The sequence below is a fragment of the Bacillus sp. CGMCC 1.60114 genome (assembly GCF_042676365.1).
Taxonomy (GTDB): domain Bacteria; phylum Bacillota; class Bacilli; order Bacillales; family Bacillaceae_G; genus Bacillus_A; species Bacillus_A rhizoplanae_A.
On the sequence record NZ_JBHTHG010000117.1, the window covers coordinates 434,589 to 448,913 of the forward strand.

Genomic DNA, 14,325 nt, shown 5'->3' on the forward strand with positions numbered 1-14,325 from the left:
CAAAGGTTTATAATAAATAAAGATAGATAAAAAGGAGTGAAGTAGCATGAAACAAGAAATTATCGAACGATTTACAAGATATGTTCAGGTGGATACACAATCTGATGCAGAAAGTCATACTGTACCATCAACGCCGGGCCAAATTGAGTTTGCAAAGCAATTAGTAGAAGAGTTGAAAACGATTGGATTATCAGAAGTAACGATGGATGAGAATGGATACGTAATGGCAACGCTTCCTGCTAATACGGACAAACAGGTTCCTGTAATCGGTTTTTTAGCTCATTTGGATACAGCTACAGACTTTACAGGGAAAAATGTTAAACCGCAAATTCATGAAAACTTTGATGGAAAGGCAATTACGTTAAATAAGGAACTAGGTGTTATATTAACACCAGAATTATTCCCAGAGCTTCCATCGTATCAAGGACATACATTAATTACAACTGATGGAACAACACTGCTTGGTGCAGATGACAAAGCAGGAATTACAGAAATTATGACAGCAATGAATTATTTATTACATAACCCACAAATTAAACATGGAAAAATTAGAGTTGCATTTACGCCTGATGAAGAGATTGGTCGCGGTCCGTCCCACTTTGATGTAGAAGCTTTCGGAGCTTTATTTGCGTATACAATGGATGGAGGCCCACTAGGTGGATTAGAATATGAAAGCTTTAACGCTGCTGGCGCTAAGTTAATTTTCAAAGGGAATAGTACCCATCCTGGTACAGCTAAAAATAAAATGGTAAATGCTAGTAAGCTTGCGATGGAATTCCATGCACAACTGCCAGTAGAAGAAGCGCCAGAACATACAGAGGGATATGAAGGTTTCTACCATCTTATTTCTCTAAATGGTGATGTTGAGCGAAGTCAATCTAACTATATTATTCGTGATTTTGACCGTGATCATTTTAATACTAGAAAAGAGAATATAACAGCTATTACAAAACAGATGCAAGAGAAATATGGTGAGGAAAATATCGTTCTTGAGATGAATGATCAGTATTACAATATGCTTGAAAAAATTGAACCAGTAAAAGAAATTGTTGATATTGCTTATGAAGCAATGAAAAATCTAGATATCGAGCCGAATATTCAACCAATTCGCGGTGGAACTGACGGTTCCCAATTGTCATATATGGGTCTGCCGACACCAAATATCTTTACCGGCGGAGAAAATTACCACGGTAAATTTGAATATATTTCTGTAGATAATATGGAAAAAGCTGTTCAAGTTATTATCGAAATCGCACGCTTATTTGAAGAGAAAGCTTAAAAGAAATAAACCCGGATAGTAATGCTTTTTATTTAGATTCAAGAAATTTGAATCAATCTTTGGTTTAACAGGAATAGACATATAATGTTACACATTATATAAGAATAAAAGAAGTGGATAGTGACAGGCAGAATAATTCTGTATGTTCTATCCTTTTTTTGCACCACAAATGACCTCATTTACCACAACATTTGTATTGGCTGTCCACTTGTTATCAAGTTAATGCTCTCATTGGCTTTTAAAAGCCTTTTAATGACTTCATCGACCTTTTTGTTTGAAAAATAAACGAAAGCACCTCTCGTGATAGAATTAATGTTCTGTGAAACAGAACAAAAAAACGGGATAGTGTTAAATAATATATTCAAATATCATAAAAAGAAGGAATTAACATTACAGAAGATATCTTGACACTCTCACCCATAAAAGGGCAAGTTGGCTAACATCAGTGGGATGAAAGTATCGCAAAATCTGTAATAGAGGTAGCAACAACAAAAAATGTGGAGGGGTCCTTAGTGGAGATAAGAAAATATAATTCTGATGACATCAAAAAATTTACAGATTTAATGCCAGATTTAGGTTATCCTAGTTCATTAGATGAAATGAAAGTAAGAATGGAACGTATCGAATCTAATCCAAATTATTACACTTTTGTTGCAATAAATAATAATAACTTAGTAGGGATGATAGGAATAACAATTCATACAACGTACACAAACAACGATGAAAAGATTCAAATAACATCGCTAGTTACAAAGAAAGAATATCGCGGTCAAGGTATTGCGAAAGCGTTGATTAAATATGTGGAAGAATGGTCTTTGAAAAGAGGATCTGATTTTATTTATCTTCTAAGTGGAAAAAGTGAAAGCAGGGTAAAAGCACACGAACTATATAAATTCCTTGGTTACGAAGTAACTGGTTATAGGTTTGTAAAGCGTTTGCGAAAAATGAATACTATTTAACAATTGGAGTGAAATTGTTAAATAATTAAATCCCAACTCCTTATTTATATCACTGAGAGATTGGGATTTTTAATGCTGGATATCCCTAGCGTACGAAATTTGCGTTTTGTTGGCGAGACTCCATGCCCATCAACCTAAGATTTTGAAGTATCCCCAAAACGAAAATTTCATCCTTTCATAGTTGTCCATAGAAATTTAGTTCATTTTTTTCGTTTTGGGGAAGAATGTATTTCTTAACTTGATAGCGATGGGGCGGTGTGCCAAAAGGAGAAAAATACCAATTCGCAAATGAATTGGTATTTTTGTTCCTCAAATTGAAATTAAAAAACTATAAAACTAATCTTTTTCAACTGTATATCTAACTTGTTTAAAGTTTACCATGTCTCCATTTTCAGTATCATCTTTAGTTTGCAAAAGTTGAACTTTTGGCTTGTAGTCCGTCCTATGAGCATCTTTGATACCCTTAATGTTAAGTTTGTAGGATTCATCATTTTTTATTTTTTGTTCAAATACTTTTTTATTGGCAACAAAAATAAAGGTCACTTTATTTTCATCAATTCCCTCAGTCATAAATTCTAATTGATTATCTTTTGTTGTAATCGTTGGTGTTAATAATTTAATACTCCCGTTTCCAGTTTTTTCTAAAGAGTTTTCTGCCATAGCTGAACATCCAGATAATGTGATACCAGAAAATAGAATAAAACTTAATCCAATTATCTTTTTCATAAGATCACCCCAACCTCAAAAAACTTTTTGACTTCGTCAGTCGTCAGCAGGGGAATAAATTGTCATTCCCAACCCGTTAGCGTGGAACATAGATGATTAGCTGTCAACCCCTTGATATTATACCATAATATGTAAATTATGAACAAGGTGTATATGGGGTGATCCCCCTATAAGCTCATCCTTTTTTAAATTTTTTTACGTTTCCTAGCATAGATGTTCCTTCTACTTCAATGAGGGATTATGTTAACTTTTACATGAATATGATATATACTTAAATCTGAACATTCGGAAGAAAAAGAAGTGCAAAAATGCTAACTTGAAATTATAGAGAGATAGGGGGAGGATTTATGGAAAGACATTATACAATCTCAAATTATGCACCAACATTAGAAGAATATAAATATTTATGTTCAGTTGTGGGTTGGGAAGATTATATGAACTTTGATGTTGCCGAAATATCATTAAAAAATTCTGTTTTTGCCGTTACAGTTAAGGATGAGAGTAAGGCCATAGGAATGGGAAGAATTGTTGGGGATGGAGCTATTTACTTTTACATTCAAGATGTGGTAGTTCATCCAGATTATCAAGGAATGGGTATTGGCAAAAAAATTATGAATGCGTTAGTAGAGTATCTAAAAGAAAACGCACCAAATAAAGCGTTTGTAGGATTATTTGCATCAGAGGGAAAAGAAAAATTTTATGAAAAATATGATTTTAAGGATTACTCACCTAGTATGACAGGAATGTTTACTGTAATAACGAAATGTGATTAAAAAATTTATATCGGTGTCCCGCCCCATCGCTATCAAGCTAACAAAACAAAATTCCCCCTAAAATGAAAAAACGCCATCCTTTCTGTATATTTCTACAAAAAGAATAACGCTTTCTATGAATTATGGATATAAATTCCTCTTAGGTTGATAGTAATGTATGGTGACCCCTATAGTCTATATTCCATTTGTTTAAGTGTTCATGCATTCTTGGTCAACAACCTGAAAACTAAATAAATGAGCTCTATTTTCAAGTTCACAAGACTTATTCCTTCTTAATTAGCTCTTTTTAGAGGTGATTTCGCATTTTGCTTCCGAGTTCCAAACCCTAATGCGATGGCAGCGCCAATACAGCTAGAAAAGCAACCAGCAAACAAATACAATGATGGATCTGACTCACCGATTAAAACGGAAGCTATTCCTCCAATTACCGGGAAAAGTGCAACCATATAGCCACTTTGAGCTCCTCCAATTTTTTCTACAAGCTTCAAATAGAATAACCATGCTACAAATGAAGCAACCAGAGTTAAATATAGCAATACAGATAAGTATGAAAACGATGTTGGAAATATAAATTCTTGTCCTTGAAATAATACAATTACTCCCATCAATATACTGCCCACTGTAAATCCAATGGCATTTGCGTAGATAGGATTCACCTTGTGACTTGCATTTCGTGCTGAGCTGACATCACCTACTGCTGTAAGAAGCGTACCTAAGATTGCAACCATAATTCCTTTTATGTCATTAGACCCTTGAAAGTTGTTCAAATTCGGATAGATGAGAATACATACGCCTAATACACCCAAAATCCCCCCAAACAAAACGCGTGAATGTAACTTTTCTTTTAAAAAAATCCGGAGAGCAATCGGGGTCAAAATCACCTTTAATGAAAAAACCAATGTTACGATTGCGGCAGAACTCAAAATTGTGGCGTAATAAAGGCATAAGTAGCTTAATGCAAAGTTACATACACCAAAAACTATTACAAATGGGATATCTTTTCTTGTTGGCCTCCCTCTTGGTTGAAGGAACCAAACAAGAATCAAAAATATAAAGGCTGTCATAACTAAACGATAAGTTAAGGATAATTCCAGGCTGACAGGAGTTCCTTGAATTTTTACTGCTATAAAGTTGAGTCCCCATACAATCAAACAAAATATGTACATAAATATTGTCATAAGTTATCTCCCAAATCAAAATTTTTTCTAAATTCATTATTCATTTATACTGTCATTTCTAAAAGGTACAGTTTACAATAAAAGCAAATGACAGATGAGGTATTTCAATGATGAATGAACTAATATTTAATATCAATCGAGAAAGTAACACTCCTATGTACCAACAAGTTTATCAATACATACGTACTCAGATTTTATCTGGTAAATTAGAAAGGAATACAAAGTTGCCATCGATTAGACAACTTGCTCTCCAATTAGAAGTCAGCAGAAACACAACTCAGGTAGCCTATGAACAATTGCAATCGGAAGGATATATTCGAAGTGAGAACAAAAAGGGATTTTTTGTAGAGGCAGCTATACCGGATGAGACGCTTAATTATGAACCCATTAGAGAACAGCATCATGAAAAAAATCAAACTGACATAAAAACTATTGACTTTAAGATTGGGACAGTGGATCAAGAGAACTTCCCTTTGAAAAAATGGAGAATGCTTACAAACAAAATCGTTAAAGACTCTAGCATGTTTTCATACGGAGAAAAACAAGGCGATATTAAATTAAGAAAGGTACTAGCAGATTACTTGTTTCAATCAAGAGGGGTTAATACTTCTGCTGAACAGATTATTATTGGCAGTAGCACACAACACTTGTTATTACTTTTGTCACTGTTGCTAAAGCAGGACTATCATTATCTGGCAGTAGAAGACCCTGGATATAATGTGGCAAGGGAACTATTTGCTCTTCAGTCATTTATCATTGATCCGATCCCGGTAAAAGAACAAGGCATCCAAGTCGATCGCCTTTTAAAGTCGCCTTCTAGACTTTTATATGTCACTCCTACTCACCACTTTCCATATGGAGTAACTATTCCCGTCAATGAAAGATTAAAGTTAATTCAATGGGCAAAAAGGGTGGAAGGATATATTATTGAGGATGATTACGATAGTGAATTTCGATACATCCATCAACCTGTACCGTCTCTTCAAAGTTTAGATTCTAATGATAGGGTGGTTTATTTAGGAACTTTTTCAAAAGCACTGCTACCTTCTATCCGTGTCAGTTATATGGTTTTGCCTAGGAGGCTAGTAAGTGAATATAAAAAGATACTCCCTTTGCTTGAGCAAACATCCTCATCTATTCATCAGAGAACACTGGCGACCTTTATGAATGAAGGATATTGGTACTCACATTTAAGGAAGATGAAAGCTTTGTATAAACGTAAAATGAATCTATTGAATAGGGAATTACTAAAACACTTTAAGAATTATGTTGAAATAAAAGGTGGTAGCTCTGGAATTTTCGTTATTATTGAAGTTAAAACAAAAATGAGTGAAAAAATGCTAATTGAAAGGGCATATGAACACGGAATTGCGGTTTATCCTTGCTCAAAATATTTCTCGAAATATATACCACAATATCCGCATATTCAACTTGGATTGGGTAATTTATGTGAAGAAAAGATAATAAAAGGAGTATCTCAACTAGCAAAAATTTGGTTGTAATCTTGATTTTTTCCCTAAAAAAGTTTTTTCGTTTTTCCTATTAGGGGTAGCACCACATCGCTATCAAGCTAAGATTTTAAAGTACCCCCTAAACGAAAATTTTGTGTTTTTTATAGCACCGAAGTTCATTTTTATCGTTTTGGGGCAACCTGTTCTGTTAGGTTGATAGGCATGTGGCGAGACCCCTAATACAAATTTGAAAAGTTAGTGGTGATTTATTTGAGAAAGCAATATATGTTTAAGGAGAATAAATATCAAACAATAGCGTTAAAAGCAGACTCTGAAACGGAAGAAATACAAATTGAACAAACATATTTTAAGACAAATGAAATAAACACTATACACACGACATACGATGAATTTATGAAACTAGAAAAAGAAGCTAAAGAGTGTATATGTCAATCTTTAATAAATATGTAACATTATATAAATTCTCTTGTTTTTGTAAGAGAGGATAGCTATTGTTATTTCTTTATTTTACAGAGTATCTATTCGGGTTTATTTTTTATATAATCTAGGTGTTCTATTGATATTTTTATTGTTTTTCAAGCGTTAGCAGTTGCTTCTTCATTTCTAAGCCACCTCTAAATCCAGTTAATTTTCCATTCTTTCCAATGACGCGATGACAAGGGATGATAATGAAAACGGGATTAGCTCCAATTGCACCTCCCACTGCACGTACTGATTTTGGCTTTTGGATTAACTCTGCGATATCTGAATATGAATAAGTTTGTCCATAAGGAATGTCACATAATGTATTCCAAACTGTTAATTGGAATGGTGTTCCGATGATATGAACAGGAACTGAAAAAGCTGCACGTTGTCTTTTAAAATATTCTATTAATTCATCAACATATGATTGTAATTTTTGTTCATTTTGTACCAAAGTATATTGCGGTAATCGTTTTTTAGCCCAATTTGATAACTCTTCAAAAGCTTGATTTTGAGATCCTATGTAGCATAGTCCTTTTGATGTCGCAGCAATATACATACGCCATTGTCCATGAATAAATAATGTCCAATAGATTGTTTGATTTGTTTGTGATGTCATTTTATCTTACCTCTTTTGTGTGATTCATTTTTCGATAATTTGTAGGTGTATATCCTGTTTTCTTTTTAAATAAGGTTGCAAAATGTGCTGTATTCGGTATACCTACAGCAAAACTAATTTCCATAATTGTATGATTCGTATTAGTAAGGTATTGCATAGCTTTTGAAATACGTGATTGTTGTATATATTCAGTAGGAGTTATTCCTTTCATCTTCTTAAATGTGCGCTGTAAATGATAAGGGCTACCGTGACACATATTTGCTAGTATTGCAAGTGTTAAAGTTTCGGAGTAATGGTTATCAATGTATTCCGTAATTTGCGCTATCCAGTCTTCTTCAGGTAATCTTAGTCCATTTGGCTTACATCGTTTACAAGGGCGAAATTTTTCTGAGAGAGCTTGTTGTACATTGAGAAAGATTCGTACATTGTTTCTATTAGGAGTTCGAGATTTACATGACGGGCGGCAAAAAATACCTGTTGTTTTTACAGCGTAATAAAATTTATCATCATACGATGAATCATTGTGTACAATTGCTTGCCATCTTTCATCTGTCATAAAATCTTGATACTTAGGTGTTTCTTTTTGGATCTTTTCATGGCGTTTCGGTCTTTCGCTTTTCATATTAACCACCTCTGAAATCAGTATATCCTGAATGAAGTACGTATGTACGGATTTATGAATGTAAGAGCAAGATTACAAAGATGAAAATATAAAATTTTATAAATTATTATTCAAAAAAGATGTATAGGTGATAGGGATTTTTCTTTTTTATTAAAACGATTGTATTCTAGGCATATATGTAATAAGTAATAATCATTCTTTTTAAAGACATTATGTGTAATAAGGGAAGTAAAGGAAATGAAGGAAATGAGTTTCTATATTGGCTGAGTGGAGATCAAGCGATAAGAAGAGTTCCATTATATGTAATCTCTATTGTCATAGTGAATATAAAATATTTTTCTTGACTTTTTATACGAACACGAGGAAAATAGTGAAAAAGGAAGGGAGGGGTAACGTTGGAGGAATATGTGCTAGATGTATATAATTTTTTGAGTACAACTGACTGGGAAGATATCATTTCAATTGTAAGTATTTTATTATGTCTTCAATTCGTCTTTTTATATGCACAAATGAATGGCGCTGACTTCTCTTTAACGTCCCCATCCGACGTACAAGGGAAAATATCATTAAAGCAGACTAATATAAAGCATGTGTATTTCCCTTTAATTATTATTTTCTTTATCCGTTATATTACCGCTGTTGTAAAGAAAAAAGAAGGAGACGACCACTGTAATCCGATTTGTCATTTAGATTTTAAATAAATGATACAAGGAGGAGATTCGTATGTGGATTCGTTTCTTATTAATTGGATTCTTTTCATTAACAGCAGTGTCTCTTATAGGCTTTCAATTAACTGAGATCTTTCAAGCGTATAGCGATATGTTTTTAAATAAAAACTAAAATAGACGTTACAGTTTGAAATATTTAATGTGAAACGGTACAATCCTTCTTAAGTGGTAAAAAACTTAAGGAGGATTTTTCATTTTTATCCTGCTATTCGTGGATCGTAAATCCCTTGCTTCGAGATTTTAAGAAAATAAAGAGCATAAATGCAGGTGACTAATCGCATGCATTTGATTGATGAAGGTTTTACTTTATATAATTATTTCAAACATTTGTCACATTTACACTGTTGATAATATGTTAAAATAATGAAGTTACTACATACTTTAAGAAAAATGAGGGAGTGAACAATTTGACTGATCGTTCTGTTAAACAGAAGAGCTATGCTCCTGTTGTAATAACCCTTTCTGTGATCATCAATGCAATTATCTTGTTCTTATTTTTTGGGCCAGTTGGTCACAAAGGAGAAGTACATTTTGATGTAAAAATTTTGCCGATGTTAAATGCGATTTTTAATAGTTTTACATTTGTGTTTTTAATCGCAGCGTTGTTTTCAATTATTAAAAAGAATGTAAATCTACATAGAGGATTTATTCTTGCAGCATTTACAACAACATTGTTATTTTGTGTTTCGTATTTAACGTATCATTATTTAGCGCCAGCAACGCACTTTGGCGGAGAAGGAATCATTAAATATGTATATTTCTTTATTTTAATTACACATATTTTCCTGGCTGCTATTATTGTACCGCTCGCGTTATTTTCTTTAGTATTCGGATTTACAAACCAACTGACTCGTCATCGTAAAATTGTACGTTGGACAATGCCAATTTGGTTATATGTAAGTCTTTCAGGCGTTATCGTTTACTTAATGATTTCACCTTATTATTAAAAAGAGTCTCAGTTTTAGCTGAGATTCTTTTTTTTGTGTAAGCAAATATTTTTGTGAAAAGCTAAATATATGATATATAAAAGTATAGTTACTTTTATTAAGGAAGGATGAGAAGTATGCAAAACTTTGTGTTTCGTAATCCAACAAAGCTTATTTTTGGAAAAGGTCAATTAGAGCAATTGAAAACAGAGGTGCCACAGTATGGGAAAAAAGTTTTACTCGTATATGGTGGTGGAAGTATTAAACAAAACGGAATTTATGATAACGTGATATCTACGTTAAAAGAAATAGATGCAGATATTTTGGAGTTAAGTGGTGTAGAACCTAACCCGCGTTTATCAACAGTCAACAAAGGAATTCAGATTTGTAAAGAAAATGATGTCGAGTTTATTTTAGCTGTGGGCGGTGGAAGTGTAATAGATTGCACAAAAGCGATTGCCGCTGGCAGCAAATATGATGGAGATGCATGGGATCTTGTGACGAAAAAGGTTATTGCAAAAGAAGCATTACCTTTTGGGACAGTGTTAACTCTTGCGGCAACAGGTTCTGAAATGAATGCAGGTTCTGTTATTACAAATTGGGAAACAAACGAAAAGTATGGGTGGGGTAGTCCAGTGACATTCCCGCAATTTTCTATTTTAGATCCAGCCCACACGGTATCTGTACCACGTAATCAAACAATTTATGGTATCGTTGATATTATGTCGCATGTACTCGAGCAATATTTCCATCAAGGTACAAATACAGTATTGCAGGATCGATACTGTGAGTCTATTTTACAAACGGTTATCGAGACGGCACCGAAGCTACTTCATGATTTAGAAAGTTATGAGCACCGTGAAACGATTTTATATTGCGGTACAATGGCGTTAAATGGTATTTTGGCCATGGGTGTACGCGGAGACTGGGCAACGCATAATATTGAGCATGCTGTTTCAGCGGTGTATGATATTCCGCATGGTGGCGGTTTAGCAATTTTATTCCCAAATTGGATGAAACATGTTTTACATGAAAACGTAGGTCGCTTTAAACAATTTGCGATTCGAGTATTTCATGTTCAAACCGAAGGTAAAACTGATGTTGAAATCGCATTAGAAGGTATTGAATCATTGCGTCAATTTTGGACATCTATTGGAGCTCCATCTCACTTAGCTGATTACGAGATTGGCGAAGAACAAATTGATATTATGGCTGAAAAGGCAATGGTATATGGCGAATTTGGGCAATTTAAAAGATTAAATAAACAAGATGTTGTAGAGATTTATCGAGCATCATTATAAAGTGAAACTTCCATCTGTGGGGGGTCTTACTGCCCGTTAATGCGGGATAAATAAACAAAAAACACTTCTTTTAAGAGAGGTGTTTTTTTGTTAATATGTCCACCAAGTTATATTGGCATTTGTAGAAACTGTTAAGGGAGCACCTATTGTAATAAAAATAGCTTTACTTGGATGATACATGATAAGCTTAAATGTCTCTTACGTAGCCGAACTCGTTAAACAATTAGATAAAGCAGAGATTATTTAGAATGGATATATCGTACGGCCTGTTAGGATGTTATATGCAGTGTAAAACTGTGTTTGTATATATTCGTTTGTTGTTCCATCTGTTTCTTCGCTTGTAAGTATTGGATGAAACGAACGTAGTAAACAGCTTAGTGCAAAGTATAATTCTTCCTGAGAGCAATTTTTTTCTTTTGTTGCTGTAGCTAAAATTAAATCTTCTAGTAATGAGCGAAAATCAACAGTAGCTTGTCCAACTTTCATAGTATCATCTCCGTTTTCATTTTTAACATGTATATGAAGTAGGTGGACAAAACATGCAAAATAGATTATATTTTTAACAAATATATATAATTTCAATTACCGTAATGAGATAACTTGCATTTTGGCTATTAAAATTGGTAAGATTGGATATAATAATCAGATGGATAACTTTACATAAAGAGAGTTGAAGTATATGGGAGAAGAAAAACGGGACAAAGTTATTGTTATTATTGGACCAACTGCAGTTGGAAAAACAAAGCTTAGCATTGAACTGGCAAAAGCGTTAAATGGAGAAATTATTAGTGGCGATTCAATGCAAATCTATCGTAATATGGATATAGGTACGGCAAAAGTTACGGAAGAAGAAATGGATGGAATCCCGCATTATATGATTGATATAAAAAATCCAGAAGATTCATTTTCCGTTGCTGAGTTTCAAGAACTTGTGCGCGGTCATATAGCAGATATTACAAAACGTGGTAAACTACCTATTATTGTTGGTGGAACAGGTTTATATATACAATCTGTGTTATATGATTACCAATTCTCTGATGAGCCGGGAGATCCTGTGTACCGTAAACTGTTAGAACAACAGGCGGAGGAATATGGTGTAGAGTATGTACATAAGAAGCTAGAAGAGGTTGATTTGATAAGTGCAAAGCGTATTCATCCAAACAATGTGAGACGTGTCATTCGTGCATTAGAAATTTTTCATACAACTGGGCAGACGATGAGCGATCAATTGGAAAAACAGGAAAATGAGTTGCTATATGATGTTGCTTTAATTGGTTTAACGATGAATCGAGATTTATTATATAGTCGTATAAATTTACGTGTAGATATTATGATGGAGCAAGGTTTATTAGCCGAAGTTGAGCGTTTGTATGAGGATGGAGTTCGTGATTGTCAGTCTATTCAAGCGATTGGTTACAAAGAGCTGTACGAATATTTTGAAGGGGAAATTTCGTTAGAAGAAGCTGTGATGGCTTTGAAAACAAATTCACGTCGCTATGCAAAACGGCAGTTAACTTGGTTTCGTAATAAAATGGACGTTAATTGGTTTGACGTTACAAATGGTGAAAAAAACATAGAAATTTTAGAGTACATAGAAGGAAAGCTGCAACTTAAGTCGAATAATAAGTAAGTAGAGAAAAAGAGGAGGATTCGACATGAAGCAATCAATCAATATTCAAGATCAATTTTTAAACCAACTCCGTAAAGAGAATACGTTTGTCACGCTGTACTTATTAAATGGTTTCCAACTTCGTGGTTTAATTAAAGGCTTCGACAATTTTACTGTACTGTTGGAAACAGAAGGTAAGCAACAGCTTATTTATAAACATGCTATTTCTACGTTTGTTCCACAAAAGAACGTTTCAATCGAATTAGAATAGTACAGAATTGTACATAGCAAAAAGAGCGAATCATTCGCTCTTTTTTTGTGTTCAAAATATATAGGAATCCTAATGTAAAATTTTTAAATGGATATATAAGATAAAAAGTTTAGATATTGTGCCATCTGTTTCAATGGTTGGGAATGGATTTTTTGATTGAAATTTTATCCCGCTATTCGTGGGCAGTAGGACTCTCACCTCAAGATTGATAGAGAAGCGAAGAAGATAGGTGAGGGATAGCTGCCGGTATGTGCCAAATTGGGACCATCAGTAGGAGATGAAGACAACCTCTACTGATGGAAATTTCATTTTATGTTGAAATTGATATTTTGATTTGGCTTTACAGGTTGTGAAGGTGCTGGCTTTTATTACACAGTTTGATGGCGAAGAGTTATACTTGGTTGCTCGAGAATATCTAATTGACCTAGAAGTTCTGCTTGTTCGAGAAGCTCTGGTGCTCGAGAAATTCTGATTGCTCGAGAATATCTGATTGACCTAGAGGTTCAGGTTGCTCGAGAATATCTGATTGACCTAGAAGTTTTAGTTGTTCGAGAATATATGATTGAACTAGAGGCTCTAGTTGATTTAGAAGTTCTGATTGCTCGAGAATATCTGATTCACCTAGAGGTTCTGATTGCTCGAGAATATCTGATTGACCTAGAAGTTCAGGTTGCTCGAGAATATCTGATTGATCTAGAGGTTCAGGTTGCTCGAGAGTATCAGGTTGAGTTAGAAGTTCAGGTTGCTCGAGAATATCAGGTTGAGTTAGAAGTTCAGGTTGCTCGAGAGTATCAGGTTGAGCTAGAAGTTCAGGTTGTTCGAGAGTATCAGGTTGAGTTAGAAGTTCAGGCTGTTCGAGAATATCTGATTGACCTAGAAGTTCAGGTTGCTCGAGAATATCTGATTGACCTAGAGGGTCTGATTGCTCGAGAATATCTGGTTGAACAAAAAGCCCTAGTAGTTCGAGAAGAGCTTGTTGACCTAGAGGTTCTGATGGGTCAAGAAGAGCCTGTTGCTCGAGAAGCTCAAGTTGATCGAGAGTATCAGGTTGAGCTAGAAGTTCAGGTTGATCGAGAGTATCGGGTTGAGCTAGAAGTTCAGGTTGATCGAGAGTATCAGGTTGAGCTAGAAGTTCAGGTTGATCGAGAGTATCAGGTTGAGCTAGAAGTTCAGGTTGCTCGAGAGTATCAGGTTGAGCTAGAAGTTCAGGTTGCTCGAGAGTATCAGGTTGCTCGAGAGTATCAGGTTGCTCGAGAGTATCAGGTTGCTCGAGAGTATCAGGTTGAGCTAGAAGTTCAGGTTGCTCGAGAGTATCAGGTTGAGCTAGAAGTTCAGGTTGCTCGAGAATATCGGGTTGAGCTAGAAGTTCAGGTTGCTCGAGAATATCAGGTTGCTCGAGA

The 14,325-nt window shown here is 34.5% G+C and carries 15 protein-coding genes; 10 read left to right on the forward strand and 5 right to left on the reverse strand.

Annotation, left to right across the window (positions count from 1 at the left end; translation table 11 throughout):
- The first annotated feature begins 46 nt into the window (after positions 1-46).
- Entirely contained in the window at positions 47-1,279 is a 1,233-nt protein-coding gene (pepT, locus tag ACFQZ1_RS20710; RefSeq protein ID WP_377884042.1) for a peptidase T, read from the forward strand.
- 512 nt (positions 1,280-1,791) lie between these two features.
- The gene (locus tag ACFQZ1_RS20715) at positions 1,792-2,238 is read left to right on the forward strand and encodes a GNAT family N-acetyltransferase (protein WP_377884043.1); all 447 of its coding nucleotides are present in this window, start codon (positions 1,792-1,794) and stop codon (positions 2,236-2,238) included.
- 336 nt (positions 2,239-2,574) lie between these two features.
- Here ACFQZ1_RS20715 and ACFQZ1_RS20720 read toward each other — a convergent pair whose 3' ends face one another.
- Entirely contained in the window at positions 2,575-2,964 is a 390-nt protein-coding gene (locus ACFQZ1_RS20720) for a hypothetical protein (protein ID WP_377884044.1), read from the reverse strand.
- A 347-nt stretch (positions 2,965-3,311) separates the two neighbouring features.
- On the opposite strand from ACFQZ1_RS20720, the gene ACFQZ1_RS20725 reads away from it, so the two are divergent.
- On the forward strand, positions 3,312-3,737 hold the full coding sequence (locus ACFQZ1_RS20725) for a GNAT family N-acetyltransferase (protein ID WP_377884045.1): 426 nt from the start codon (positions 3,312-3,314) through the stop codon (positions 3,735-3,737).
- Between the two features lie 272 nt (positions 3,738-4,009).
- Here the strand turns inward: ACFQZ1_RS20725 and ACFQZ1_RS20730 are convergent, their stop codons facing one another.
- The gene (locus tag ACFQZ1_RS20730) at positions 4,010-4,915 is read right to left on the reverse strand and encodes a DMT family transporter (RefSeq protein ID WP_377884046.1); all 906 of its coding nucleotides are present in this window, start codon (positions 4,913-4,915) and stop codon (positions 4,010-4,012) included.
- Positions 4,916-5,025: 110 nt separating this feature from the next.
- Here ACFQZ1_RS20730 and pdxR point away from each other — a divergent pair, with 110 nt between their 5' ends.
- The gene (pdxR, locus tag ACFQZ1_RS20735) at positions 5,026-6,417 is read left to right on the forward strand and encodes a MocR-like pyridoxine biosynthesis transcription factor PdxR (protein WP_377884162.1); all 1,392 of its coding nucleotides are present in this window, start codon (positions 5,026-5,028) and stop codon (positions 6,415-6,417) included.
- A 535-nt stretch (positions 6,418-6,952) separates the two neighbouring features.
- Here the strand turns inward: pdxR and ACFQZ1_RS20740 are convergent.
- A complete protein-coding gene (locus ACFQZ1_RS20740) occupies positions 6,953-7,468 on the reverse strand; it encodes a methylated-DNA--[protein]-cysteine S-methyltransferase (protein WP_377884047.1) in 516 nt (171 codons plus the stop codon).
- Position 7,469: 1 nt separating this feature from the next.
- Positions 7,470-8,024, reverse strand: a complete 555-nt coding sequence (locus tag ACFQZ1_RS20745) for a bifunctional transcriptional activator/DNA repair enzyme AdaA (protein WP_377884163.1) — start codon at positions 8,022-8,024, stop codon at positions 7,470-7,472.
- A 461-nt stretch (positions 8,025-8,485) separates the two neighbouring features.
- Between ACFQZ1_RS20745 and ACFQZ1_RS20750 the strand changes: the two genes are divergently transcribed.
- The 3 genes from ACFQZ1_RS20750 to ACFQZ1_RS20760 all read left to right on the forward strand — a co-directional run bounded on the left by ACFQZ1_RS20750 (position 8,486) and on the right by ACFQZ1_RS20760 (position 11,045).
- Positions 8,486-8,791 (forward strand): hypothetical protein, encoded by a 306-nt coding sequence (locus ACFQZ1_RS20750; protein ID WP_377884048.1) that lies wholly within the window; start codon positions 8,486-8,488, stop codon positions 8,789-8,791.
- Between the two features lie 434 nt (positions 8,792-9,225).
- The gene (locus ACFQZ1_RS20755; RefSeq protein ID WP_377884049.1) at positions 9,226-9,765 is read left to right on the forward strand and encodes a DUF420 domain-containing protein; all 540 of its coding nucleotides are present in this window, start codon (positions 9,226-9,228) and stop codon (positions 9,763-9,765) included.
- A gap of 116 nt (positions 9,766-9,881) precedes the next feature.
- Entirely contained in the window at positions 9,882-11,045 is a 1,164-nt protein-coding gene (locus ACFQZ1_RS20760) for an iron-containing alcohol dehydrogenase (protein WP_377884050.1), read from the forward strand.
- Between the two features lie 243 nt (positions 11,046-11,288).
- Here ACFQZ1_RS20760 and ACFQZ1_RS20765 read toward each other — a convergent pair whose 3' ends face one another.
- Positions 11,289-11,531, reverse strand: coding sequence for a hypothetical protein (locus tag ACFQZ1_RS20765; protein ID WP_377884051.1), 243 nt, complete (start codon positions 11,529-11,531; stop codon positions 11,289-11,291).
- Positions 11,532-11,724: 193 nt separating this feature from the next.
- Here ACFQZ1_RS20765 and miaA point away from each other — a divergent pair, with 193 nt between their 5' ends.
- The 3 genes from miaA to ACFQZ1_RS20780 form a co-directional block, all read left to right on the forward strand.
- Positions 11,725-12,675 carry a tRNA (adenosine(37)-N6)-dimethylallyltransferase MiaA gene (gene miaA, locus ACFQZ1_RS20770; RefSeq protein ID WP_377884052.1) on the forward strand — a complete coding sequence of 317 codons (951 nt, stop codon included), beginning with the start codon at positions 11,725-11,727 and terminating at the stop codon, positions 12,673-12,675.
- Positions 12,676-12,700: 25 nt separating this feature from the next.
- The gene (hfq, locus tag ACFQZ1_RS20775; RefSeq protein ID WP_000813896.1) at positions 12,701-12,925 is read left to right on the forward strand and encodes an RNA chaperone Hfq; all 225 of its coding nucleotides are present in this window, start codon (positions 12,701-12,703) and stop codon (positions 12,923-12,925) included.
- Between the two features lie 558 nt (positions 12,926-13,483).
- Positions 13,484-14,325, forward strand: an 842-nt coding sequence (locus ACFQZ1_RS20780; RefSeq protein WP_377884053.1) for a hypothetical protein, incomplete at its 3' end; no start/stop codon positions are given.

Bases quoted from the DNA above. Each gene is read 5' to 3' on its own strand.
- miaA (WP_377884052.1), top strand. From the start codon at position 11,725: ATGGGAGAAGAAAAACGGGACAAAGTTATTGTTATTATTGGACCAACT.
- ACFQZ1_RS20765 (WP_377884051.1), bottom strand. From the start codon at position 11,531: ATGAAAGTTGGACAAGCTACTGTTGATTTTCGCTCATTACTAGAAGAT.
- ACFQZ1_RS20730 (WP_377884046.1), bottom strand. From the start codon at position 4,915: ATGACAATATTTATGTACATATTTTGTTTGATTGTATGGGGACTCAAC.
- ACFQZ1_RS20725 (WP_377884045.1), top strand. From the start codon at position 3,312: ATGGAAAGACATTATACAATCTCAAATTATGCACCAACATTAGAAGAA.
- ACFQZ1_RS20740 (WP_377884047.1), bottom strand. From the start codon at position 7,468: ATGACATCACAAACAAATCAAACAATCTATTGGACATTATTTATTCAT.
- hfq (WP_000813896.1), top strand. From the start codon at position 12,701: ATGAAGCAATCAATCAATATTCAAGATCAATTTTTAAACCAACTCCGT.
- pdxR (WP_377884162.1), top strand. From the start codon at position 5,026: ATGAATGAACTAATATTTAATATCAATCGAGAAAGTAACACTCCTATG.
- ACFQZ1_RS20720 (WP_377884044.1), bottom strand. From the start codon at position 2,964: ATGAAAAAGATAATTGGATTAAGTTTTATTCTATTTTCTGGTATCACA.
- ACFQZ1_RS20760 (WP_377884050.1), top strand. From the start codon at position 9,882: ATGCAAAACTTTGTGTTTCGTAATCCAACAAAGCTTATTTTTGGAAAA.
- ACFQZ1_RS20745 (WP_377884163.1), bottom strand. From the start codon at position 8,024: ATGACAGATGAAAGATGGCAAGCAATTGTACACAATGATTCATCGTAT.
- pepT (WP_377884042.1), top strand. From the start codon at position 47: ATGAAACAAGAAATTATCGAACGATTTACAAGATATGTTCAGGTGGAT.